Origin of the sequence: Bacillus cereus group sp. BcHK124, assembly GCF_027712065.1 — a bacterium.
In the GTDB taxonomy this organism is placed as follows: Bacteria; Bacillota; Bacilli; order Bacillales; family Bacillaceae_G; genus Bacillus_A; species Bacillus_A pacificus.
In genome coordinates, this window is record NZ_JAQFPJ010000003.1 from 119,395 (window position 1) to 144,373 (window position 24,979).

Below are 24,979 nucleotides of genomic sequence, written 5' to 3' on the forward strand. Positions count from 1 at the left end.
ATAGCAGGATAAAGAAAAAGCTTCTTGGGCATTATTTTTTTGAGGGGAGCTTACGGGAAGAGGTGTTGAAAGTGAAGAAACCGATAAAAGAACAAAAGATGGTATTGGTCATTCTTTTGAGTAATATATTTATCGCTTTTTTAGGGATTGGATTAATCATTCCGGTTATGCCGTCCTTTATGAATGATATGGGTTTAACAGGTAAGACAATGGGATATCTCGTTGCAGTGTTTGCAATGGCTCAGCTTATTGCTTCACCTATTACAGGCCGGTGGGTCGACCTTTATGGTAGGAAGAAAATGATCATCATTGGATTATTTATTTTTGGTGTTTCAGAGCTTCTCTTTGGATTAGGAACAGATGTGTGGATGCTTTATGCAGCGAGGGTGTTAGGCGGAATTAGTGCTGCGTTTATTATGCCTGGTGTTACGGCATATGTTGCGGATATTACATCTATACAGGAACGTCCAAAGGCGATGGGATATTTATCTGCTGCTATTAGTACCGGCTTTATTATAGGACCTGGAATCGGCGGATTTATTGCAGAATACGGTATACGTGTGCCGTTTTTCGTTGCAGCAGCAATTGCTTTTATAGCATGTGTAATTTCGATTTTTATTTTAAAAGAACCGTTAACGAAAGAGGAGCTTGCAGAGATTTCTTCTAATACGAAAGAATCAAGCTTTATTGGTGATTTAAAGAAATCATTACATCCAATGTATGCAATCGCATTTATAATCGTATTTGTACTTGCGTTTGGTTTATCAGCGTATGAAACTGTGTTTAGTCTGTTTTCTGATCATAAGTTTGGATTTACACCGAAAGATATTGCGGCAATTATTACAATTAGTTCAATCTTTGGGGTAGTTGTGCAAGTATTTATGTTTGGTAAATTGGTTGATATATTCGGTGAAAAAGTGTTAATTCAAATATGTTTAATTGTAGGTGCAGTATTAGCGTTCGTTTCAACGGTAGTCTTTAATTATTGGATTGTACTTCTCGTTACGTGCTTCATTTTCCTAGCATTTGATTTACTTCGTCCTGCTTTAACGACGTTTTTATCAAAAGCAGCTGGAAAAGAGCAAGGATTCGTTGCTGGTATGAACTCGACTTATACGAGTTTAGGAAATATCGCAGGACCAGCGATGGGCGGAATATTATTTGATATGAATATTCATTATCCATATGCCTTTTCAGGAGTTGTTTTAATAGTTGGTCTTGCTATTACATTTATGTGGAGAGAGAAACAGTTAGCTGAAAGTTTTGCGAAGTAATAAAACCCCTTACGACGGTAAGGGGTTTTTGTTTTATAAGCTTAATCCAAACCGTTTTAATTCAATAAATATCCCCTCTAATTGCTTTCCTTTATCCGTTAATGTGTACTCTACACGAGGCGGAACTTCTGGATATACTTTTCTCGTTATAATGCCTTGAGACTCTAATTCTTTTAGTCGAAGCGATAATGTTTTTGGACTAATACCATCCATTGATTTTTGTAAATCACTAAAGCGTAATGTTCCTTCGATAAGAAGATCACGAATGATTAAAAATGTCCATTTCGTACTAATTACATCAAGCGTTTTAGCGATAGGACAAGGTATGCCAGGTAAACCTTTCGTTAATTCAACTGGATCTATATTGTTCATGGAACTAGCCTCCATAAAATTTTTTTGATGAATTTGCTTTATAGTATCACAAAACTATACTTTTAGTAACTATATGAAAAAAATATCACTACTTCCATAAAGAAAGTTAGTGCATATACAATAGCAATACGAAACAAAAAGGATTTATATAAGGAGGTGGTGATTTCCATGGGGATAAAAAAGTTATTTGGATTTCTTAGTTTGTTTGTTGTTTGTATTGTACTTGTAGCATGCGGCGTCGAAGAAAAAACGGAAGTCCAGTTATTAAAAGAAATGCCAAAGCCAAAAGCGATGACAATTGATCCCTCACTAAGTCAAAAGGAAGCGACCGAAATGGTTCATGCAGCGCAGCGTTTTTATGCATTTTGGGATACAGGTAAAGAGGAGCTTATTCCGCAAACTGTTACTGAAAATTTTTTCGATCATACATTGCCGAAAGGGCGACCACAAGGCACGGAAGGATTAAAATTTGCGGCGCGAAATTTTCGTAAAATCGTTCCTAATATACATTGTGAGATTGAAGATTTATTAGTCGTTGGTGATAAAGTAACAGCTCGTCTTTCTTTTACAGGAACGCATAACGATAAAAAAATCGATTTTTTTGCAATTGATATTTTACATGTAAAAGACGGAAAGATTACAGAAGACTGGCATTTAGAAGATAATCTTACGCTGAAACAACAACTTGGGTTAATAGCTGAGGAGTAAATTATATAGGGGAGAGAAAAGTGATGAAAAATATATTTATTATAAATGGACATGAAAAATACGGTACGAAAGAAGGACGATTAAATAAAACGTTAGTTGATTATATGGTAACGGTATTAAGTGAGAAGCATCATGTGAAAACAACAACGATTCAAGATGGCTATAGTATTAAAGAAGAACAAGAGAAGTTTTTATGGGCTGATGTTGTGATTTATCAAACGCCGATTTATTGGTTTAGTGTACCGGGCTTATTTAAAACGTATATGGATGAAGTGTATGAATACGGTTTGTTCTTTAAAGGTGCAGATGAATATGGAACAGGTGGTTTATTAACAGAGAAAGAGTATATGTTCTCTACAACTTGGAATGCACCTGAAAATTCTTTTGGAGATAAGACGAAGTTCTTTGAAGGGGAAAGTCTAGAATCAACGCTTAGTCATTTACACCGCGTGCAGAAGTTTCTTGGTATGAGCCCGTTAAAGAGCTTTGCTTGTTATGATGTGGTGCAGAATCCGGATATTGAGCAGTATTTATTGAACTTGAAAGATCATTTAGATGGAGTAATTAAATAATAGTTTATACTTGTATGTGAAGAAGGTACTACTAAGGATGTAGTACCTTCTCCTTTTATAAAAACTCACACTTTAATACGTAGATGGCTGTATCCATAACTTCGCAAAATTTGCCCAGCCGAATGAATCAATTGTTACATTTTTTAAAGCAGAAGGATATGTTTTTCTTTTTAAAACGTGATAGTTAAATAAAATGATGTGTTCTGTTTGTAAAAATTCTTCGATCTCATACATGAGCTCATAGCGCTTCTCTTTATTTTCTTCTAATAAAAATGTATCAAGTAAACAGTTAATTTGTTTTTCATAGTGCGGGTCCATGAACCGGTTTACGAAGCAACTTTTATTTTTAAATACATTTAAGAATGCAAGTTCATGATCAGCAGCAAACACTTCTCCCATGAAAATAATATCGGCATGTTGATCGATAGAACGGTTCATATAATCTGAAACGAGAAAGGGGTGAAGCTCTACTTGTATACCTAAACTTTCACATCGTTCTTTTAGGAAATATGCATCATTTGCACTATCTTTAAATGCGAAGAAATAAATGTGTATCGCTTCTCCATTATAGGTGCTCTTCTTTAAATACTCTTTCGCTTTTTTTAAAGAGTAGGACCTTGTAGGACTTTTGCGGCTTCTTTCAGGGAAAAAGCTTGATGCAGCAATTGTCCGTCTTCCTTCTATGCTACGAAGTATCGTTTCAACGTCATATAGTTCTCTCCAAGCCTTTCGAAAGTAAATGTCGTGATGAGGACCAGATTTTGTAAAGTTGAAGCTAGCATAAATACAACCTATTTCTTCTATTTGTATATTATGCCTTTCATTTTTCTCTTCATTTGGTAGTTCATAATCAGCATCGATTTGTACATGATCAGGAATACCCCAAAATTCAATACGGTCTAATAAAGCGCGCTCTTTAAAATAATGAGTGAACGCTTCGAGCACGATATTATCTTCAGAGTAATGAGCAAGTTTGAAAGGTCCAGTACCTATGTAATGATGATTTTGGATACTCACATCACGCGGTAAAATTGCTAGTTGTATGGAACTTACATAGTGTAAGAAAAATAAATTTGGTTTTGCTAAATGAAATCGAATTTGCAGTGGTGATGGCGTTTCAATTTGAACAATTTCTTCTGTTAACCATTCAAAAGGAGAGTGAACTTCTTTTAGTCTTTCAAATGAAAATTGTACATCTTTAGAAGTTAAAACTGTTTCGTTATGAAAATGAATGTCCTTTCGTAAATAAAAAGTCCACGTCAGCCCGTCTTCACTTAATTCCCACGTATGCGCAATGTGTGGTTCCATTTTTTCCGTAACATCGTTATAAACGACTAACGTGTCAAAAATTTGACCCGTAAGATGGCTCTCTGTAGTTACAGCTACAAAAGCCGGATCTAATGGGAATAGCTTTCTCGATATAGGAATCTTTAATATGTCGTACATATCATTTGAAGGTTCGTATCCAAAATGATGATGTAGTTTATTTTCTATCTTTTTTTGAAGTGCAAGGGGTAGGGGTTCTTTTAAAAGAAGAAAGATATCTTTTAATTTTTCTTGCGCTAACAGTTCATCTGTATAGGACTCAATCGCTTCTACGAAATTATGTATAAATAGAATTTCCGTTTTATTCCCGCGGCCTCGCCCTGGAGTCCAGTGAATTAATTGCTCCTCGCTCATTTTCTTTAATAAAATCTTTACGTTTTTCGTACTGCAATATAAAACATCCGCTAATTCTTGTAAGCTATTTCGCATATGTTGTTGATCTTGTGCATGTAGTCTTAGTCTAATGTAATAGTCCATAATTTTCATATATACACTTCCTTCTATTATAAAAGGGGAAACTCTTTAGAATATTCTAACCTTTTTCTTCCTTTTTTTCAAAGTAAAATAAGTAAGCATAAGGAGGGGGAAACAATGGGATTTTGGAGTATGCATCGAAATATAAAAATTAGAATTATAACTTCGTTTTTAACACGTACTGTGTCCACGATGATTTTTCCATTTATGGCGATTTATTTTTCAATAAAGTTAGGTAGTGCGATTGCTGGTGCTTTACTACTCATTAATGTCATAGCTTCATTAGTAATTGGTTTATACGGTGGATATGTTGGAGACCGGCTTGGGCGTAAAAAGGTGATGATTATCGGTCAAAGTATACAAGTCATTTCCATTGCTTGTATGGGAGTTGCGAATTCGGATTATGTAGATTCACCGTGGTTAACATTTGTATTTATGCTAGTGAATAGTTTAGGATCTGGACTTATGAATCCTGCGACAGAGGCGATGTTAATTGATGTGAGTACACCTGAAAATCGAAAAGTGATGTACAGTATTAATTATTGGGCTATTAATTTATCCATTGCGATTGGAGCGATATTTGGAGGGCTACTATTTGAAAACTATAGATTACAATTGTTTATCGTATTAACAGTAGTTGCAATTATTACTTTATATGTGATGGCTGTATATATGGAAGAGGTGTATGTAGCTAGAAAAACAGTAGAAAAGAAAAATGTATTAAAAGATATGGCAGATAGTTATAAAGTCGTAATGAAAGATAGAGCGTTTTTAATTTTTTGTGCAGCAAGTATATGTACGTTATCTTTAGAGTTTCAGATTAATAATTATTTAGGAGTACGTTTGCAGAAGGAATTTGAAACGGTGCACTTTTTATTCGGGAATGGTGTTACGTTTGATTTAACAGGTATTCGCATGCTGAGCTGGATTTCTGCAGAGAACACCATTTTAGTTGTGTTATGTTCAGCACTTCTTATTAAAATGCTGAAAAGCTTCAACGATTTGAAAATCTTATATGTAGGTTTATTCATTTATACAATTGGATTTACAATACTCGGAACGAGCAATAGTTTATGGATTTTATTAATTGCAGGACTTTTCCAAACGGTAGGCGAGATGATGTATGTGCCAGTGCGTCAATCTATTATGGCAGATATGGTGCCAAATGAGGCGAGAGGTTCATATATGGCGATTAACGGAATGGTCTTTCAAATGGCAAAAATGAACGGGGCATTAGGTGTTATGCTAGGTTCATTTCTTGCATCTTGGGGCATGAGTGCTCTGTACTTTATCGTTGGTATGAGCAGTATTTTATTATTTATGAAGGCGATTGGGAGAGAGAAGTATGAGGAGGAGGTTTCTCAAATTGGATAAAACGATATGAAAAGCGATGCTAGAAATCGCTTTTCATATGGCTTTTAAAACGGATCAACTTCAGCTAAATTTGGAGTGGTGCTCGGTTGTAGTAAAAGATTTTTTAACGTTCCTACTTCAGAAAGAGTGACTAATATGTAGCCACTAATCAGTACAATAAGTCCGATGACACGTAACGTTTGTAAGGTTACTTCATTAGTATTCGTTTCCGTTGGATTTGGGGGCGTTGAAGGTGGATTGTTATTCATAAATAAGGCTCCCATCTTTTGTATTTATATATGTGTAAAAGCATGATTTAACTTATGGATAGGAATGATATAGTCATTTTCACTATATGAGAACTGCCTATGAAAAGTGATTAGAAATTTGGGGACGAAGAAGGGGGGAATCCGTAGGTCATTAAAAATGACATTCCTTTTTATTTTTCATACAAATAAAAAGGTTAACCAAAGTAGCTAAACAGCTATTTTGGCTAACCTATAGTAACTATCCTAGTATACGCAACGATTCTTCAATAAACGCTGGGATGTCCTCCGGTTGTCTACTTGTTACTAGCTGATTTTGGCATACGACAACCTCTTTGTCATGAAAATTTCCGCCGGCATTTTTCAAGTCGACCTCAATGGATTTATATCCAGTTACATCACGTCCTTCAAGTGTTTGTGCAGTGATGAGTAGCTGAGGTCCATGACAAATAGCGAAAACAGGTTTTTTCGCATCCATAAATGATTTGCTAAAGCGAACAAACCGTTCATCTGCACGAAGTATATCTGGGGAAAATCCGCCTGGTATGAAGAGGGCATCAAAGTTCTCTGGAGAAACATCATCGATACCTTTATCAATTACAACTTCACTTTTTCCTTGTTTACCGTGTACCGTTTTACCTTTTTCTGCTTCAATAGTTGTTAATTCATATCCCTTTTGTTTAAAAGCTTCTGCTGGCTCTGTGTATTCTGTGTCCTCGAAATAATCCGTTATTAAAGTAGCAATTTTTTTACTCATTCTCATCCGCTCCTTATATTATATTATCGGTTCCAGAATCGTCTTTGAGCAATTCGTCGTATTGTCTATTTATTTAATCCCCCCAGTTCGTTTCCCTTGTTAATTTAATACATACCCTTTTTATTAGGACGTAAACATGTATTATCATTTTTTTATGTGAAAATCATAAAAATATCGATTGTGCCGGTGATTCTTGTTTGAGAAGGAAAAATAAAAAGCTAAGGAGAGAATTTATTCTCTCCTTAGCTTCTAAGATAATTCTTTTCGTTAAAACGAGGAAACGCGTTGCTTCGTTTTTGGTACAATAATAAATTTGATCCAAAGTAACCCGATAATCATAATGATAAGGCTATGTAAAAATTGACCTGTAGCAATGAGTATAACAATTGAAAATACAATGAGTTGAATGCTTAGCAATATAAAGATTAAGTGAAGAAATTGATTCATTCGTTTCTCAGTATGAATTGGATATAATGCTGCAATAATATTTCCCGAAAAATATTTCCATAGGGAACGGAGCTGCATAGAAATCATATATAGGACGATATATGCGATAGCGCCTTTTACGTAAATGTTTGGTATAAAATATAAGGCGAAGGCACCGATCAATCCTAAACGAATATATATACCGAAATAATCATTCCCGCGTAAAAATGCGAGTGTATGTAAATAGAAGAAAGTTGCTTGCTTTTTATGTAATAAAGGTTCAATCCAATTTGTAAGCCATTTTCTTTTACTTACTTGCTTATTCAGTTGCGGAACATCGGTGAATATGCTAGCAAATTGATAAAAACGAACGTTCATTTTTTCTTCTTGCTCGATTATGTAATCCCACGGTATTCGTTTTGTAGGCTGTTTTTGCGTATATAGAAGCAGGAAAGCAAGTAGTAAAAGTAATCCGCCTAATATGAGAATGTTTGCTGAGTAAAACAGCATGTAAATGATGAGTGCGTTACAAGTAATACGAATAATGAACCATATGCCGTTTTCATGACTATCACGCCACATCCAATGTATGTACATGTTCCAAGCTTTCGTAATCATTAAAACGATAAAGATTGTACATAAGAAAGGTACAGTTACTTGCAATGATTGTAGCGCAAGTGGAACGAGAATAAGGAACGTAAATAATAATGGGAAAAGCTGAATGATATAATTGTATAGAAGAGATTTTTTGAAATAAGATGTTAATTTCTCTTCTAGTGCTAGTAAATAGACAGCATCAGGTTTTTGAATAAATGTACGGATCGGGCATCTCGTTATAATGAATGTAAGTACAATCGTGATGAGTAGTAAAGATATTCCTTTAGAAGGAGATGCTTTTAGAAACTGAGCATAGTAGTATGCACCAACGCATGAAATAAAGATAAAGCTATATAGTAAACCGTTAATCATACGTGCAAAGTATGTAATGATATTTTGCATATGTTGTTGGAAGCGGCTGCTCCATAGTGATTCAATTGACATGTTTTTCACCTCTTTGTTCTATTATATATGTTTTACAAAAGAAAAAACGAGCAAATTGCGTTATGCAACTTGCCCGTTTTTCTTTTCGTTATTTTTTTTCTGATCACGATTCATTAATGGATAGAAAGCAAAGCCGATTACGAATAAACCAATTCCGAGAAGGAATGTTTTTATATCGGCTGCTCCTGTTTTAATAACCCATAATGCGTAGCAAAGTGCAATCACTGCGACTATGCCATCTGTAATTCTTGCCCGCATTTCATTTTTATACGTTTCACCAGTTGCGACTAGTTTTAACTGGAAGATTGGTGAAACGAGATATGGAATGAGGTAGGCCAGTGTTGATACGGTAATAACGAATGTATAAGCTTCCGCAATTGTTCCTGATAATGTTGAGAATAAGAACACTTGCGACATAATGTTTGTTAATCGTAATGAATAAATTGGACTTCCTTTTTTGTTTGTTTTTGTGAAGAAGGAAGGGAAGAAACCTTCTTTTGCTGCTTGATACGGTACTTCTGAGCTTAATAAAATCCAGCCTAAGATGGAACCGAATAGGGAAGTAAGAGCAAGTAATGCCATCAGTTTCCCTCCGCCATGACCCATTGCAGCGTTTAGTGCGTCTGCTAAAGGACGTTCAGAAGTTTGTAATTTATCAATGTGAAGTACACCCATTGTTAAAATTGTAATTCCTAAGTAAATCGCAACTGTAATAAGTAATCCCGCAACTGTTGCGCGTTTTACCGTTTTTGGAGAAACGGCACGGTTTGATAAAAGAACCGCTGATTCAATTCCGATAAATGCCCAAAGCGTCGTAAGAGCAGCTAAGTTTACTTGTGAAAGAAGGCCATGTGATACACCTGATTTATCGATCATCGGTGTGTACCATTGTCCAAACTTAGAAGCTTCGAATGCAAATAACGTAACGACGATGAATAATAGGAATCCAGTTACTTTCGTTGTTGTTGCTAAGAAGTTTAGCTTTCCAGCTCCGCTTACACCGTTTGTTAATATAATATGAGTTCCCCAAAGTAAGATGGAACAAATCGTAAATGTAATTAGTTTTCCGATTTCTACATTAAAAGAACCGATTGAAAATAGTAGTCGTGTATCTTTCATAATCGGGAAGAAGAGAGATAAATATCCCGCAAATGATGTAATGATGGCAACGTTACTTGCCCAGTTTGCAACCCAATATCCCCATACCATACTGAAACCAGCCATTTTTTTCTTTTTTGGTGTTGAGAATAAAGCATATGCATGACTTTGTGGTCCTGTCGTTAAATCAGGACGACGAATTGCTAAATTACCGAAAACAAGAGCTAGCATTAAAACACCAAACCCTGTTGTTAACCAAGCTAAAGTGACACCGAGAGGGCTTGCTGTTTGTGCCAACGTACTTGGCACCATGAAAATACCAGCGCCAACCATGTTACCGACAACGAAAGCTGTTAGTACCCAAAAGCCCCATTTTTTTTGTTGCATAGAAAATACCTCCAAAGTTAGTATAACCAAGTCAAGCGAGGAGATATGTATGTCTTCCTGAGTCAGGAAGAGAAGTCCCAAACAAAACAAAAAAAGCACGTAATTTGCCGCTACATGCTTTCTATCTTATAAGAAACCCACGACATACCTCTCGATAGCTCTCCACAAACGAAACGTTTGTGACAGTTCTGCACTTATTCAATGCAGACCCAGCAAGCGTGCATGGTGGACACGGGCTTACTTCGGCAATCATTCCTTTCTCATTCGTTCATCAATGCCACTACATCTCCTGAAATGATACTCTTAATGACTGCAACCTCTACCTCACCGAGATACGAATGAGGATTTAAATATTAATTTAACGTATTTAAGAGTAACAAATGAATTTTTATACGTCAATGGATATAGTAATAATCAGATTATAGAGAAGAGTTTGTGATTAAAAGTAAGAGGGATTATTATGTAATATTGAATTTTCATAATATAATAAATGTTATTAGCGCTAGATGATTGAAAAGGGGATGAAGTATATGTCTGTATGTCATAAACATTCAGTAATAGGTGTGTTAGATTCGGGAGTTGGGGGATTAACAGTTGCGAGAGAAATTATAAGACAATTGCCTAAAGAGAGCATTTATTATATTGGTGATAATGAGCGTTGTCCGTATGGGCCAAGAAGTGTAGAAGAGGTACAATCTTTCGTATTTGAAATGGTTGAGTTCCTCAAACAGTTTCCATTAAAAGCTCTAGTTGTAGCATGTAATACTGCTGCAGCGGCTGCATTGACCGCGCTGCAAGAAGCACTTTCTATTCCGGTTATTGGCGTTATACATCCAGGAGCAAGAGCGGCAATTAAAGTGACAAAGAAAGGGGAAATCGGAGTAATTGGAACTGTAGGTACGATAAAATCTAATATGTACGAAAAAGCATTGCATGAGCTTGATACATATTTGAAAGTGCATAGTCATGCGTGCCCGACTTTAGCTACAGTTGTAGAAAATCAATTAGAAGATACAGCATATGTAACCGAGCAAGTGAAACAAGCTTTACTGCCATTAACGAAAGAAGATATAGATACGCTAATTCTCGGATGTACGCATTATCCACTTTTAGAGTCCTATATTAAAAAGGAACTAGGAGAAGATGTAACGATTATTAGTTCTGCGGAAGAAACAGCGATAGAGTTAAGCACAATTTTGCAGCACAAAGGAATTCTGTCTGACAATTTGAATCCGGAGCATCAATTTTTTACAACAGGCTCTGTTTCATCATTTGAACATATTGCGGAGAGATGGCTAGGATATCAAATTTCTGTAAAATGTGTGAATTTACCTATGGAAAAACAACTAGTGAACTAATTTGTATAAAAAGAAGCTGATCTAATTTAAGATCAGCTTCTACATATAAGATTAAACTAAGTTTAATACAGTTACTTTTTCACGTGTCATAGACTCAAGGCTCTTACGAATACCTTGTGCGCCCATACCTGAACCTTTTACACCGATGAATGGGAAGTGGTCAGGGCCGCGCTCTGTGCGTCCGTTAATTTGAACAGAACCAGTTTCGATTTTGTTAGCAATTGCAAATGCTTTGTTAATGTCTTTAGTGAAGACACTTGCTTGCAGACCGAACTCTGATTTGTTAGCAATTTCAATTGCTTGCTCATCTGAAGAAACACGGATGATTGGAAGGATTGGGCCGAATGGCTCTTCCCAAGCAACTTTCATGTCTTCTGTTACGTGGTCGATTAATGTTGGGTAAATTAAGTTACGCTCACGTTTGTTACCGATAACGATCGTTGCACCCTTTTCTACAGCGTCGTCAACTAAACCTTGAACGAAATCAGCAGATTTGTCGTCGATTAATGGAACGATTGTGCTGTCTTGTTCTGGAGATCCAACTGATAGTTTAGCTACTTGCTCTTGTAATAAGTCAACAAGCTCGTCCGCTACGTTTTCGTGTACAAGTACGCGTTTAATAGCTGTACAACGTTGACCAGAGTAAGAAAATGCACCGCTTACGATATGGTTTGCAGCATCTTGTAAGTCAGCATCTTCACGAACGATACCAGGATCTTTACCACCAAGTTCTAATACAAGTGGAATCATGGAAGCTTTTTTCGCTAAATGTTTACCTGTGTTTGTACCACCTGTGAACGATACCATATTGATGCCTTCGTGTTCTACTAAGTAGTCACCAATTACAGAACCGCGTCCTGTCGCTACATTCACAAGACCTTTTGGAAGGCCAGCTTTATGAAGTGCTTCCACCATTTTAATACCGCTAATTGCACCTTGAGTTGCTGGTTTGAAAATAACAGCGTTACCCATAATTAATGCTGGCGCAAGTTTTGCAGCAGATAAGTTTACTGGGTAGTTAAACGGTGCGATTGCTAATACAACACCAAGTGGTGCACGTTGGATAATCGCAAGTTTAGATTTTGTACCGCCCGGGAAGCTATCGCCCATCATGCTTTCTCCGTGCATATGTAAAGCTTCTTCGATTGTGTAACGAATGAAGTCAGCTGTACGAACAACTTCTTTCTTAGCATCTTTATATCCTTTACCGACTTCTTTCATAATGATATCAGCAATTTCATCTTGCATATTTACGAGCTCATCAGCCCATTTATATAAGTATTTTGCGCGATCTTGTAGAGAAGCTTCCGCCCATGATTTTTGAGCTTCTTTTGCAGATGCAATTGCTTCATCTACTTCTCCGCGAGTAATGGCTTGTACTTGTCCAATTACTTCGTGTAAGTATGGAGATGGAATTTCGATTGTTTCTCCTGAAGAGCTTTCTCTCCATTCTCCGTTTAAATAAAATTTGTACGTATTGCTAGTTGTCATGATTAGTCCTCCTAAAATAGCAACTTGTAAGAGTGAGTATAAGGTGATTGTAGGGGGTTTGATAACATTTTTCAAATGAAATGTTTGTGAAAACGATTTCTTATTTCTTTTTTATTTTGTATGCCCTTTCTTGCAGAATATTCCCTTATTTCAAAATGATGTAGCGTATATTTTCATTCAGTCTGTAAAAAAGTAATTGACAGAATACTCAATAAAGTTGTAAGATTATAAATGGAAAATAAATGAAGGGGGTGTGCGTAATGATTGTAATCGTAAATGTAATGGGCTTAGCTCTGTTAAACGGCAGAAAACATTCATATCATTACGCAACCCGTACGGATATATAGGGCATCTTTGTCTTATAAAAAGCGTACGTTGCGTATATCGTAACGTACGCTTTTTATGCATTTTTGTGCATATCGTCAAGCGGCGGTATGCTTTTTTTGTTTATTTTCCATGTTACTAAATAAAATTTTGGAAGGTGGAAAAATGTGATGAGATTGTATGGGTTACGAAATGTAAATGTGATGGGTCTGGATAGTGGATAAAGAAACGAGAGGTAAACGAGAATGAGAAGGGAGAGGTTATATTGTTTTCAGTATTACTAAAGTTAAGATGGTTTTTTAAAGAACATTGGAAGAGATATAGTATCGCCATTGGTGCACTTTTAATTGTAAATATAGTTGAAGTTATTCCTCCGAAAGTACTCGGGGTTACGATTGATAATATAAAAACAGGAACGTTATCAAACGAAGCTATTATACAGTCTATTCTTATTTTAATTGGGGTTACGATCGTTGGATATGGCCTCACTTTCGTATGGCAGCATCAATTGTTTGGCGGTGCATTCGTACTTGAGAAAACGATGCGCTCTAAATTCATGGGGCATTTACTTAAGATGACGCCGACTTTTTATCAAAAAAATCGTACTGGCGATTTAATGGCGAGAGCGACAAATGATTTAAAAGCAATCGCTATGACAGCTGGTTTCGGTATATTAACGCTCGTGGATTCGAGTTTATATATGCTTACTATTGTCTTTATGATGGGATTTACAATTAGTTGGGAGCTTACATTTGCGGCACTTATACCGCTTCCGATTATGGCATATGCGATGAATATATATGGAAAGAAATTGCATGAAAGATTTACAGTTGCGCAAGATGCGTTCGGTGATATGAACGATAAAGTATTAGAATCGATCGCTGGTGTGCGCGTTATTCGCGCGTATGTACAAGAGAACGCAGATCAGGAAAGATTTCATCATTTAGGAGATGACGTCTACGAAAAGAATATGAAGGTAGCAAGAATCGATGCACTATTCCAACCAACTGTGAAAATGCTTGTTGGCCTTAGTTATTTAATTGGTTTAGTGTACGGTGCATATCTTGTATTTCAATCAAAGGTGACGCTTGGGGAACTCGTTTCATTTAACGTGTATTTAGGGATGATGATTTGGCCGATGTTCGCAATTGGCGAATTAATCAATGTTATGCAAAGAGGAAATGCTTCATTAGACCGTGTAAATGAAACGTTAGCGTATGAACCAGATGTAAAGGATCCGAAACATCCAAAGGTTGTACAAGAGCCGGATTATATTCAGTTTGATGATGTTACCTTTTCATATCCTTCATCAACTGAAACAAATTTAAAGAAGGTTTCGTTTACATTAAAACAAGGAGAAACGCTTGGTGTTGTCGGGAAAACAGGAAGCGGAAAGACGACGCTTGTCCGTCAGCTTCTTCGTCAATATCCGCTTGGAGATGGGGATATTGCAGTCTCTGATGTGAGGTTAGATAAAATGACGAATGAAAATGTACTCGGCTGGATTGGATATGTACCGCAGGAACATATTTTGTTCTCAAAAACAGCGAGAGAAAATATTTTATTCGGAAATAGGGAAGCGACGGAAGAAGAACTCGAGAAAGCGATTGAAATCGCGGCGTTTAAAAAGGATTTAGAGTTTTTACCAGAAGGGTTAGAAACGCTCGTTGGAGAGAAAGGTGTTTCTTTATCAGGAGGACAAAAACAAAGGATCTCGATTGCGCGAGCTGTTATTCAAAATCCAGAAATTTTAATCTTGGACGATTCTTTATCAGCTGTTGATGCTCGTACGGAAGCTGCGATCATTGACAATATAAGAACAGAAAGAAGCGGAAAGACGACGATTATTACGACGCATCGTTTATCTGCAGTTCAACATGCGGATTGGATTCTCGTTATGGATGACGGGCAAGTAATAGAAGAAGGTACACATGATCAGCTTGTTAAGAGTGGAGGCTGGTATGCTGAGCAGTTTGAAAGACAACAAGGGGAAAGTGAAAGTGCGGATAGTGGGGTGAAAATATGAGCGTTTCAAAACGATTGTTTCAATATGCGATGAAGGTGAAAGGGACGATTTTTGCAGCGATGCTAATGTTATTTATTTTCGTCATCGCAGAGCTTGCGGGTCCTTTCGTCGCGAAAACGATGATTGACGATCATATCGTTGGAATAGAGAAGCCTTGGTATGAAACAGAAAAGAGTGAAGAGGCTGTTTCGTATAATGGCGCCTTTTATAAGCGAAGCGATCGCTTCCAGGAAGGTGAGAAAAAAGGAAAAGAAGTACGCGTGATGCAGGTCGGTTTTCAATATTACTTTGTACCGAATAAAGTAAATCTGGAAGGGTCACGGACTGTAAAAGGTGATATGATTACCGTTCAAAACGGTAAGGCGGTGCAAGTGTATAAAGCGAAAGCATTGACGAAAGAAGAAGTGTTTGCGTTTTATAAACCAGAAATAAACCGTCTATTATTACTTGGTGGTGGATACTTCGCTTTATTAGTAGTCGTATCCTTGTTTGCATACGGAAAGCAGTTTTTCTTACAGAAGGCGGCGAACAAAATTATTCAAATTATGAGGGAAGATGTCTTTTCTCATATTCAAACGTTGCCGATTCGTTATTTTGATCATTTACCAGCAGGGAAAATTGTATCGCGTGTAACGAATGATACAGAAGCCATTCGTGATCTATACGTAACGGTACTTGCGACATTCGTTTCAAGTATCATCTATATTATTGGGATATTTGCCGCGCTATTTTTACTTGATGTAAAATTGGCGACGTTATGTTTACTCATTATCCCGATTTTAATCGTTTGGGCCATTCTTTATAGAAAGTATGCGTCTGTATACAATCATAAAATGCGTTCGCGTTTATCTGATATTAACGGAACAGTGAATGAATCCATTCAAGGAATGCCAATTATTCAAGCGTTTCGTCAAGAGCGTGAAACGAAAAAAGAGTTTGAAGAATTAAATGGCGATTATTTTAAGTATCAAAATAAAATTTTGAATTTAAATGCAGCAACTTCTCATAATTTAGTATCCGTATTAAGAAATATCGCTTTCACAGGTGTGATTTGGTATTTCGGTGGAGCTTCATTAAGTGCTACAGGCGTCATTTCTCTAGGGATACTGTATGCGTTCGTTGATTATTTAACACGATTGTTCTCACCGATTACAAATATGGTGAATCAGCTTGCTAACTTGGAACAATCGCGTGTTGCATCAGAGCGTGTTTTTGAATTGTTAGAGGAAAAAGGAGAAACAGTAGAAGAAGAACGTATGCCTCGCTTACAAGGAAATGTAAAGTTTGATAATGTATCGTTTTCTTATAATGGAAAAGATGAAGTGTTAAAAAATATTTCTTTTGAAGCGAAACAAGGCGAGACGGTAGCACTTGTCGGTCATACTGGATCAGGAAAAAGTTCCATTATGAATGTACTTTTTCAGTTTTACGAGTTTGAAAAAGGAAAGCTTACGATTGATGGTCATGATGTAAAAGAGATGCCGAAACAAGCAACTCGTGAACATATGGGAATTGTACTGCAAGATCCGTTTTTATTTAGCGGAACAGTAGCATCTAATGTAAGTTTAGAAAATGAAAACATTTCAAAAGAGCGCATTGTAAAAGCGTTGCGTGATGTTGGTGCTGAAAGATTTGCGAACAATATAAATGAAGGAATTACGGAGAAAGGAAGTACACTTTCAACCGGAGAACGTCAGCTTATATCGTTTGCTAGAGCACTTGCATTTGATCCAGCCATTTTAATTTTAGATGAAGCGACGTCTAGTATTGATACAGAGACGGAAGCGATGATTCAACAAGCGTTAGAAGTTGTGAAAAAAGGAAGAACGACATTTATTATCGCTCACCGACTTTCAACGATTAAAAGCGCAGATCAAATTATCGTGCTTGATAGAGGGACGATTTTAGAAAAAGGCTCTCATGATGAACTAATGAAAAAGCGCGGGCGTTATTACGATATGTACAAAACGCAAATGGAAGGAAACCAGAGCGCTTAATAGGTACGGGGGAGAACTTGCGATTTTCGCAAGTTCTTTTTTTAGTGAATCGCGGCAGTTAAATAAGAAGTATTATTTTACCTTTCCTACAATAAATGCTATATTAAAAAATGTTACTTATTTTTTGTATGTAGCGTTATTTTTCCCTTTTGTTTGATTATGAAGAAAAAGGATAAACTAAATAAGAACATTTTCATTGAAAAATTGTTCAAGATTGCATACAATCAATATAGTTTTTAAATTCCTATCAGAATACTTGGAGGATTATCATCATGAAAAAATTATTTTCAGTACTTGCAGTAACTACATTAGCAATCGGGATTGTAGCGGGCTGCGGTAAAGAAGAGAAAAAAGATACAGCTAGTCAAGACGCGTTACAAAAGATTAAACAAAGCGGTGAACTTGTAATTGGTACAGAAGGTACATATCCACCATTTACGTTCCACGATTCAAGTAATAAATTAACTGGATTTGACGTTGAATTAGCAAAAGAAGTTGCAAAACGTTTAGGAGTAAAACCTGTATTTAAAGAAACACAATGGGATAGCTTACTTGCTGGTTTAGATGCAAAACGTTTCGATATGGTTGCAAACGAAGTTGGTATTCGTGAAGACCGTCAAAAGAAATATGACTTCTCTAAACCGTATGTTTCATCTTCAGCGGCATTAGTTATTGCAAAAGATAAAGATAAACCTGCTACATTTGCTGATGTAAAAGGATTAAAAGGAGCACAATCTTTAACAAGTAACTATGCAGATATTGCTAAGAAAAATGGTGCGGAAATCGTTGGTGTAGAAGGATTTAGCCAAGCGGCAGAATTATTAGCTTCAGGACGCGTGGATTTTACAATTAATGATAAATTATCAGTGTTAAACTATTTAGAAACGAAAAAAGATGCAAAAATTAAAATTGTAGATACAGAAAAAGAAGCTTCAGAAAGTGGATTTTTATTCCGTAAAGGTAGCACTAAGCTTGTACAAGAAGTAGATAAAGCGTTAGAAGATATGAAAAAAGATGGTACGTATGACAAAATAGCGAAAAAATGGTTCGGTGAAAATGTATCTAAGTAGTGCATTAGTTTCAGATCGATTGTCTACTTGGATGGATATTATGCAGTCTTCCTTCATGCCTATGCTGAAGGAAGCTGTTTTTACGACAATTCCATTAACGCTAATTACATTTATTATCGGCCTTATACTTGCGACGTTAACGGCGCTTGCACGTATTTCAGGTAGTCGTATTTTACAATGGATTGCTCGTATCTATGTATCTATCATTCGCGGAACGCCACTTCTTGTACAGTTATTTATTATTTTCTATGGTCTTCCAACTCTTAATGTTGAAGTTGAGCCATATACAGCAGCAGTTGTTGGATTTTCATTAAATGTCGGTGCCTATGCATCTGAAATTATTCGAGCTTCCATCCTTTCCATTCCGAAAGGGCAGTGGGAAGCTGCTTATACAATTGGGATGACATACCCACAAGCGTTAAAACGTGTTATTTTACCGCAAGCAACGCGCGTATCAATCCCGCCGCTTTCGAATACATTTATTAGCTTAGTGAAAGATACTTCATTAGCATCGTTAATTTTAGTAACAGAAATGTTCCGAAAGGCGCAGGAAATTGCGGCAATGAACTACGAATTTTTAATTGTTTATTTCGAAGCAGGTCTTATTTATTGGGTTATTTGTTTCTTATTATCAATCGTACAACAGATGTTAGAAAAGCGTTCAGAACGCTACACATTAAAATAATCCTTTTACAAAAGGAGTTTTTGTTTTTATGATTTCAATTCAGAACTTACAAAAAAGTTTCGGAGATAATACCGTACTAAAGCATATAGATTTAACAGTTGAGAAGGGCGAAGTTGTTGTTATTATCGGGCCGTCTGGATCTGGTAAAACGACATTCTTACGTTGTCTTAACGTGTTAGAAACGCCAAACGCTGGTCATATTCGTATCGGTAATAAAGAGCTTAACTTCTCTCAAAAAGTAACGAAGAAAGATATTGTCAATCTTCGTACGCAAACAGGTATGGTATTCCAGCACCATAATCTATTCCCGCATTTAACAGCACTTCAAAATGTAATGGAAGGGCTCGTTACAGTGAAAAAGATGGGGAAAGAAGAAGCGAAGAAAAAAGCAAACTATTTCCTTGAAAAAGTTGGTCTTGCGGATAAAGTAGACTTATATCCGTTCCAACTATCAGGCGGACAACAACAGCGCGTTGGAATTGCTCGCGCGCTTGCGATGGAGCCGGAAGTGTTACTATTTGATGAGCCGACGTCAGCACTTGATCCTGAACTCGTTCAAGAAGTTCTGAAAGTAATGAAAGAACTTGCTAAAGAAGGCATGACGATGGTCATTGTAACGCACGAAATGCGCTTTGCACATCAAATTGCAAACCGCGTTATTTTCATGGATGGCGGTGTCGTTGTCGAACAAGGTACACCAGAAGAAGTATTTACAAATCCAAAAGAAGAACGTACGAAGAAGTTTTTACAAATGTTGCAATAAATGAAGGAAGGTCTCAAGGCATATGCCTTGAGACCTTTTTGCCATATATATTTATTTGTGGAATCCGCCAAGGCTTTGCTCAGCCATTGCAACTAGACGTTTTGTGATTTCGCCACCAACAGAACCGTTAGCACGAGCTGTAGAATCTGCTCCTAATTGTACACCAAATTCTTGAGCGATTTCGTACTTCATTTGGTCGATTGCAGCTGTTGCTCCTGGTACTACTAATTGATTTGAAGAATTTTGGTTTGCCATAGGAATATATCCTCCTTAGAGTTATAAAAATTTTTTGGTTGGACTAGCTGGAGTTGAACCAGATTATCGCCCCGTTTGGCGCTAATCCATCGGTAATTAAGTTTGTACTCATAGTATGGATGTTACCTAGAAAGATATACGAAATAATAATTTGTAAATTTTGTAAAAAAATCTTAGTGATTTCGTAAATTATGAAATAAGAGTAATCGTTTTATTTTTTAGAAAGAAGGTAAAACTAAGAGCGATATGAAATATATTTTTCTTTTTGTATCCTGCTATTTTGAGGAGAATGTAAGTAAGAATGGGGCAAGCTGCTCCTATACGTAGCTAGATACAATTATATGGAGGAATCGTGATGGGAATTTGTCCGCTTTGTAACGCATTAGAATCACAAACATATTCTTGTCAAAATTGCCAAAGTATACTCCAAGATTATGGGAAGGCTGTAGATTACATAGACGATTATAGTGCGTATATGGACCAAGAATTGTTGAGTGCAGTAGATGGATTAACACATAATAATTCAAATAAATATTGCAATCATATTTTTTATTGCGGAGTATGTAACGTGGAAACAGAGGTTGTCGTAAAACTTGTGTAAATAGAAAACTTCCACCTTATGAATGAGGTGGAAGTTTTTGTTTTTGTATTTGTGAGTGAATCATAGGGGATGGGATATGCTCGTTGTTTGAGGAAGCCTCTGATTTTATTTGAGACATTTTTTCTTTTGTATCGCGCAAAGAATGTTCAGTTAAGTAGATGGCATATTCGTAAAATAATTGGCGCGTTAGTTCACTCTGTTCTTTTAACTTGGCATCTTGGAATACAGTTCGCCCTGGTTTAGAGTTTGCTTCAAAGAGCCACGGGTTTTCCTGCGTGTCTAAACCGATATCAAAACCGATTTCTCCAATATTTCCAGTTACTTGTTCATCGAGCGCGTAACTAATTTGTAAGGCGGTATGTTTTAACTTATTTTCAATTTGAATTTGTTTCGTTGAATCTGGAAAAAGTTCTTGTAGCAATTTCGTATCGCCACCGCTATTTACATGCGTTGTTAAGCTACCTTTGCCAGCAATTTTTGCGACGATTGCACTGACCATCCATTGGCCGAAATGATTTTTATTTGTATGAATGCGGAAATCAACAGGTTGCCCATCGAAGCGTAGCAAGGAGATACCTTGTTGTACGATAAACTTTTTTAAATCATGTCCTTTTAACACATGGTTCAGAAGTGTTTCTAATGATTGGTACTTTCTTAGTTTATTTTCTTCATTTTCGCGATAACGACAGTAGTAGCAATTCTCTGTTTGGGAATAAAATATTTGATGAATGTTTCTACCGAAGCTACCATGAATCGGTTTCATGTAAATGGATTTATACGTTCCGAGAAACCGTTCCACTTGTTCGAAGTGCTGAAATGTTTCTGTGTTTGGTAATAACGGCATAATGGATTCATCTTTCATAAGAAGTTGATGCACTTCCCATTTATTAAAAAAACCTGGATTAAACCATGGAATCGCATAGTCATGCTCTAACTTTCTTTTTGCTCTTACAATCGGTTTATAACTTTCGGCTTTCCGATTTGGTAATCGATCGTAAATGACATTCGGTAAAGGGACTTTTTTCTTTATCCACTTTTCCTCTTGAAAGAAATACCCTTCAATTGTTTCGTCTTCCCAGTCTATATGTTGCACACCAAAAACGAATACAAATGGTCGTAAGGTGAATGGTGGCGTTAGTAACTCGCCAAGAGAAATTGAACGGTTCCCTAAAGGATTAGAAGCGCCATCGTTAAAACCAGTTGTGAAAATCCCGATTAATGGTCCGAAAATAATCGTTTGGTTTTGTGTGAATGCATGGATAGTAGTGGAATGAGGAAGTAAAAGTTTCTCTGCAATTTGTTTTCCAATAATGATTTCGCGAGTAAAGGAATAATGAATTTTTACCTCTTCACTTGCAACATGGCGTAGGCCGAAGGAAAGGGATGTAATTGGTGGTGTGATGGAAAAAATATAAGGTAAAGTAATACTATTTGGATGCTCATCTGAAATATTTAATGTATATATGTGCTCTTTCAAAATAGACTTACCCCCTTTCTTTATGGTGTAAAGCGACTAAATTGTAATGGTCCGTGATATATTTTTTCAGCTAATGAATCACTATGGCGAATGTAATGTTCGTAAGGGGGAATCGTGTTGACATACATAAGCCAAATTGCCCCTTTTTGATCCATAATAGTGGAAAGCTCTAGCTCGAATAACGAAGAATAAGATTGATCTAGTGTTTGAAATACTTCATTTATAATGTCTTGTAAAGCGTCCTGTAATAATTGTACACCGGTACTAGAGAGTACGTATTTAATTTTTGAAAATGCATGCAGAGAGGAATCATCGGTTACCGAAAGTAAAAGTTGATTCGGAAATGAACTTTTTTGTATAAACTGACCGATAACGTTCCACTTCTGTTCTTTATTTTTTTGCAAAATGGTCCGAATATGGAGCGGGTATGTTAATTGATTTGGTGGTTGCAGCATTATATGGGTGATGTAACGTGCTGATCGTATATTAGATTTGTACCAAGAAATAAATTCATCGGTCCGTTTAATGGGAGTAGAAATATGATAGGCATCATTTATCGTATCAATATGAAATGTTTTATTTTTATAAACGATCCGGTACAGACTTTCATTGGAATGTGCGTTAGTAGGACGTATAATAATATCTTTTGTTTTTAATAACAGTTTGAAAACGTTGTGTATCGTTGCTATTTCAAATTTTGGTATATAAGGTGATAATTTTTTATTCGTGAGAAATACATCATGTAGTTCGCTTAAGTCAATGAGTGTGTTATTTAAAAAGGTAGTGGAAGGACGGTTGTGTAGTGAGTGAATAATTGATTTTGCCTTGTCGAAGTCCGTTTCCTCGTTAAAAGAAGAACGGTCATATATATAAGAAGGAATAGGGAATGTTTGCTCTTTCCATTTTCCTGTATCTGTATCATAAATCAGACCAGAAATAAGATCTGTTTTAGGATCAATACAAAATGGCGTAAACTGTGCAACGACATTATGATAAAGCCGAGCGCGTTTAGCGATTTCGGTGTAATACGTTTGCTCATAATGAGGCTGAGAAGTTAAAATACCGAGAACCAACGAAATCACTCCTTTACTAACAAAATGTTGACATAATAGGCGAAGCTATATATTGCAAATACGTTTTTATACCATTATACTTTTGTCCGTATGATGATATGCTATAGTTTTGGAGAAGCGAAAGGTTGATTGTAATGAATATATGGTTAAGTATGTTAACGACGACAGGGCTCGGAGCAATTATTGGAGGGTTCACAAATCATTTAGCAATAAAAATGTTATTTCGTCCTCATCGCCCTATGTATATTGGGAAGTTTCAAGTGCCATTTACACCAGGATTAATTCCGAAGCGCCGTGATGAGCTTGCTGTTCAATTAGGGAAAATGGTTGTAGAGCATTTGTTAACGCCGGAAGGAATCGGAAAGAAGTTAACGAATGAAGAGTTTCAAAAAGGTTTAATCCACTGGGCACAAGTAGAAGTGGATAAAGTAATGACGAATGAACAATCACTGCGAAATATGTTAGAAAAATGGAACGTAGCGCATGTAGAAAAAGAAGTAACTGAGAAAATCGAACAGGTAATTACAGAAAAGATTCAGGCATTTTTAGAAGAGTACTATACATATACATGGGAACAAGCTTTACCTCATTATGTTCACGAGAAAATAGAGAGTGCGATTCCAAATGTTTCGGCATTTATTTTAGGGCGAGCAACTCAGTTTTTTGAGAGTGAAGAAGGTAAAGCACGTCTTTCAAAAATGATTGATGATTTCTTTGCTTCTAGGGGAACGCTACTTAACTTAGTCGGAATGTTTTTAGGGAATGTAAGTGTAGCGGATCGTGTGCAGCCTGAGGTTATTAAGTTTTTAGGGCAAGATGGCACAAAGAAGCTTTTAACTGAAGTACTGCAAAAAGAGTGGGAAAAGTTAAAAGGAAGAGATGTAAAAGAAGTAGAAACGTTTGTAGAAAAAGAAATGATTGTAAGCTCCATATTGTCTGCAGTTAAAGTGGAGGAAACAGTGAGTAAGTTTTTAAATCAATCTGTGCAGCAAGTATGTGAACCGGTTCGAGAAACAATGATAGAAAAGGTAGTCCCGAGTGCAGTAACGAAAGGCTTGAAGTGGGGAGCAAAAAACGTAGAAAGTATACTAAATAATCTCCACTTGGCGGAAATTGTCCAGCAAGAGGTATCTACATTTTCAACGGAGAGACTAGAAGATTTAGTGCTGTCCATTACAAAAAATGAACTAAAAATGATTACGTATTTAGGTGCCTTATTAGGCGGTATGATTGGAATTGTGCAAGGATTATTACTGTTGTTTCTTAAATAATAAGATATGTACATACAAATAAAAGTGAAATTTCTTCACATCTCTTGCATAGTTTGATATGGTAAGAAGAGGTGCGTATGTAAATGCACGTAAAAGGCAGTGCGTATGATAAGCGCTAGCCTTCTAAAGGAGGAAAAATAAAATGACAAAAAACATTCATGATGTAGCATATGAATTACAAAAAGCAATCGCTGAAAACGATGACTTCAAAACGTTAAAAGAGAGCTACGCAGCAGTTCAAGCTGATGCTGCTTCAAAGAACTTATTCGATGAGTTCCGTACAATGCAACTTAGCCTACAACAAAAAATGATGCAAGGCCAAGAAATCACTGAAGAAGACAACCAACAAGCACAAGAAGTTGTAGCTCGCATTCAACAAGATGCTAAAATCACAAAGTTAATGGAAACTGAGCAACGCCTAAACGTTGTAATCGGCGACGTTAACAAAATTATCATGAAGCCACTTGAAGAGTTATATAGCGCGCAACAACAAGCGTAATGAGAGAAGACGCCCCTTGGATGGGCGTCTTTTTT

General features: G+C 36.5%; 23 protein-coding genes and 1 riboswitch. Of the genes, 13 read left to right on the forward strand and 10 right to left on the reverse strand.

All coding sequences use genetic code 11. The features are described 5' to 3' along the window. The first annotated feature begins 71 nt into the window (after positions 1-71). A complete protein-coding gene (locus PDK19_RS07515; protein WP_000742937.1) occupies positions 72-1,274 on the forward strand; it encodes an MFS transporter in 1,203 nt (400 codons plus the stop codon). A gap of 33 nt (positions 1,275-1,307) precedes the next feature. Here the strand turns inward: PDK19_RS07515 and PDK19_RS07520 are convergent, their stop codons facing one another. Further along, positions 1,308-1,646, reverse strand: coding sequence for a winged helix-turn-helix transcriptional regulator (locus PDK19_RS07520; protein ID WP_001059470.1), 339 nt, complete (start codon positions 1,644-1,646; stop codon positions 1,308-1,310). 168 nt (positions 1,647-1,814) lie between these two features. On the opposite strand from PDK19_RS07520, the gene PDK19_RS07525 reads away from it, so the two are divergent. Continuing rightward, positions 1,815-2,354, forward strand: a complete 540-nt coding sequence (locus PDK19_RS07525) for an ester cyclase (protein WP_014893278.1) — start codon at positions 1,815-1,817, stop codon at positions 2,352-2,354. 23 nt (positions 2,355-2,377) lie between these two features. Continuing rightward, positions 2,378-2,926 carry an NAD(P)H-dependent oxidoreductase gene (locus tag PDK19_RS07530; RefSeq protein WP_074615314.1) on the forward strand — a complete coding sequence of 183 codons (549 nt, stop codon included), beginning with the start codon at positions 2,378-2,380 and terminating at the stop codon, positions 2,924-2,926. Between the two features lie 72 nt (positions 2,927-2,998). Here PDK19_RS07530 and PDK19_RS07535 read toward each other — a convergent pair whose 3' ends face one another. Then, positions 2,999-4,738: an SgrR family transcriptional regulator gene (locus tag PDK19_RS07535; RefSeq protein ID WP_000699846.1), complete on the reverse strand. Its 1,740-nt coding sequence runs from the start codon at positions 4,736-4,738 to the stop codon at positions 2,999-3,001. A 105-nt stretch (positions 4,739-4,843) separates the two neighbouring features. On the opposite strand from PDK19_RS07535, the gene PDK19_RS07540 reads away from it, so the two are divergent. Next, positions 4,844-6,100: an MDR family MFS transporter gene (locus PDK19_RS07540; RefSeq protein ID WP_000508216.1), complete on the forward strand. Its 1,257-nt coding sequence runs from the start codon at positions 4,844-4,846 to the stop codon at positions 6,098-6,100. A gap of 44 nt (positions 6,101-6,144) precedes the next feature. Here PDK19_RS07540 and PDK19_RS07545 read toward each other — a convergent pair whose 3' ends face one another. From PDK19_RS07545 to PDK19_RS07560, 4 genes are all read right to left on the reverse strand, one after another. Next, positions 6,145-6,348, reverse strand: a complete 204-nt coding sequence (locus tag PDK19_RS07545; protein ID WP_001063869.1) for a hypothetical protein — start codon at positions 6,346-6,348, stop codon at positions 6,145-6,147. A gap of 238 nt (positions 6,349-6,586) precedes the next feature. Then, entirely contained in the window at positions 6,587-7,102 is a 516-nt protein-coding gene (locus tag PDK19_RS07550; protein ID WP_000037554.1) for a type 1 glutamine amidotransferase domain-containing protein, read from the reverse strand. Positions 7,103-7,369: 267 nt separating this feature from the next. Next, complete coding sequence (locus tag PDK19_RS07555; RefSeq protein WP_000021412.1) at positions 7,370-8,569, reverse strand: ABC transporter permease; 1,200 nt, start codon at positions 8,567-8,569, stop codon at positions 7,370-7,372. Between the two features lie 60 nt (positions 8,570-8,629). Continuing rightward, on the reverse strand, positions 8,630-10,054 hold the full coding sequence (locus PDK19_RS07560) for an amino acid permease (protein WP_074615305.1): 1,425 nt from the start codon (positions 10,052-10,054) through the stop codon (positions 8,630-8,632). A gap of 147 nt (positions 10,055-10,201) precedes the next feature. Continuing rightward, positions 10,202-10,384: riboswitch (Lysine riboswitch) on the reverse strand. Positions 10,385-10,584: 200 nt separating this feature from the next. Here PDK19_RS07560 and racE point away from each other — a divergent pair. Next, a complete protein-coding gene (racE, locus tag PDK19_RS07565; RefSeq protein ID WP_074567639.1) occupies positions 10,585-11,412 on the forward strand; it encodes a glutamate racemase in 828 nt (275 codons plus the stop codon). Positions 11,413-11,463: 51 nt separating this feature from the next. Here the strand turns inward: racE and gapN are convergent, their stop codons facing one another. Further along, positions 11,464-12,903: an NADP-dependent glyceraldehyde-3-phosphate dehydrogenase gene (gene gapN, locus PDK19_RS07570; protein WP_074615306.1), complete on the reverse strand. Its 1,440-nt coding sequence runs from the start codon at positions 12,901-12,903 to the stop codon at positions 11,464-11,466. A gap of 589 nt (positions 12,904-13,492) precedes the next feature. On the opposite strand from gapN, the gene PDK19_RS07575 reads away from it, so the two are divergent. From PDK19_RS07575 to PDK19_RS07595, 5 genes are all read left to right on the forward strand, one after another. Further along, positions 13,493-15,253 (forward strand): ABC transporter ATP-binding protein, encoded by a 1,761-nt coding sequence (locus PDK19_RS07575; RefSeq protein ID WP_000493207.1) that lies wholly within the window; start codon positions 13,493-13,495, stop codon positions 15,251-15,253. Continuing rightward, the gene (locus PDK19_RS07580) at positions 15,250-17,250 is read left to right on the forward strand and encodes an ABC transporter ATP-binding protein (protein WP_088106514.1); all 2,001 of its coding nucleotides are present in this window, start codon (positions 15,250-15,252) and stop codon (positions 17,248-17,250) included. Before PDK19_RS07575 ends, PDK19_RS07580 begins: the two co-directional genes overlap by 4 nt. A 272-nt stretch (positions 17,251-17,522) precedes the next feature. Then, on the forward strand, positions 17,523-18,320 hold the full coding sequence (locus PDK19_RS07585; protein WP_270706864.1) for an amino acid ABC transporter substrate-binding protein: 798 nt from the start codon (positions 17,523-17,525) through the stop codon (positions 18,318-18,320). Next, positions 18,307-19,005, forward strand: coding sequence for an amino acid ABC transporter permease (locus PDK19_RS07590; protein WP_270706865.1), 699 nt, complete (start codon positions 18,307-18,309; stop codon positions 19,003-19,005). Before PDK19_RS07585 ends, PDK19_RS07590 begins: the two co-directional genes overlap by 14 nt. Positions 19,006-19,033: 28 nt before the next feature. Next, the gene (locus PDK19_RS07595; RefSeq protein ID WP_000623621.1) at positions 19,034-19,768 is read left to right on the forward strand and encodes an amino acid ABC transporter ATP-binding protein; all 735 of its coding nucleotides are present in this window, start codon (positions 19,034-19,036) and stop codon (positions 19,766-19,768) included. 51 nt (positions 19,769-19,819) lie between these two features. On the opposite strand, the gene sasP is transcribed toward PDK19_RS07595, so the two are convergent. Beyond that, entirely contained in the window at positions 19,820-20,023 is a 204-nt protein-coding gene (gene sasP / locus PDK19_RS07600; RefSeq protein WP_000013338.1) for a small acid-soluble spore protein, SasP family, read from the reverse strand. 355 nt (positions 20,024-20,378) lie between these two features. On the opposite strand from sasP, the gene PDK19_RS07605 reads away from it, so the two are divergent. Further along, positions 20,379-20,624, forward strand: a complete 246-nt coding sequence (locus PDK19_RS07605) for a hypothetical protein (RefSeq protein WP_014893276.1) — start codon at positions 20,379-20,381, stop codon at positions 20,622-20,624. Between the two features lie 16 nt (positions 20,625-20,640). On the opposite strand, the gene PDK19_RS07610 is transcribed toward PDK19_RS07605, so the two are convergent. Both PDK19_RS07610 and PDK19_RS07615 read right to left on the reverse strand, forming a co-directional pair. Further along, positions 20,641-22,101, reverse strand: a complete 1,461-nt coding sequence (locus PDK19_RS07610; RefSeq protein ID WP_049114223.1) for a YheC/YheD family endospore coat-associated protein — start codon at positions 22,099-22,101, stop codon at positions 20,641-20,643. A gap of 20 nt (positions 22,102-22,121) precedes the next feature. Continuing rightward, a complete protein-coding gene (locus tag PDK19_RS07615) occupies positions 22,122-23,174 on the reverse strand; it encodes a YheC/YheD family protein (protein ID WP_000242721.1) in 1,053 nt (350 codons plus the stop codon). A 134-nt stretch (positions 23,175-23,308) separates the two neighbouring features. Here PDK19_RS07615 and PDK19_RS07620 point away from each other — a divergent pair, with 134 nt between their 5' ends. Continuing rightward, positions 23,309-24,445, forward strand: coding sequence for a DUF445 domain-containing protein (locus tag PDK19_RS07620; protein ID WP_139303016.1), 1,137 nt, complete (start codon positions 23,309-23,311; stop codon positions 24,443-24,445). A gap of 142 nt (positions 24,446-24,587) precedes the next feature. Next, positions 24,588-24,944 (forward strand): YlbF/YmcA family competence regulator, encoded by a 357-nt coding sequence (locus PDK19_RS07625; RefSeq protein WP_000164605.1) that lies wholly within the window; start codon positions 24,588-24,590, stop codon positions 24,942-24,944. Positions 24,945-24,979: the final 35 nt, after the last annotated feature.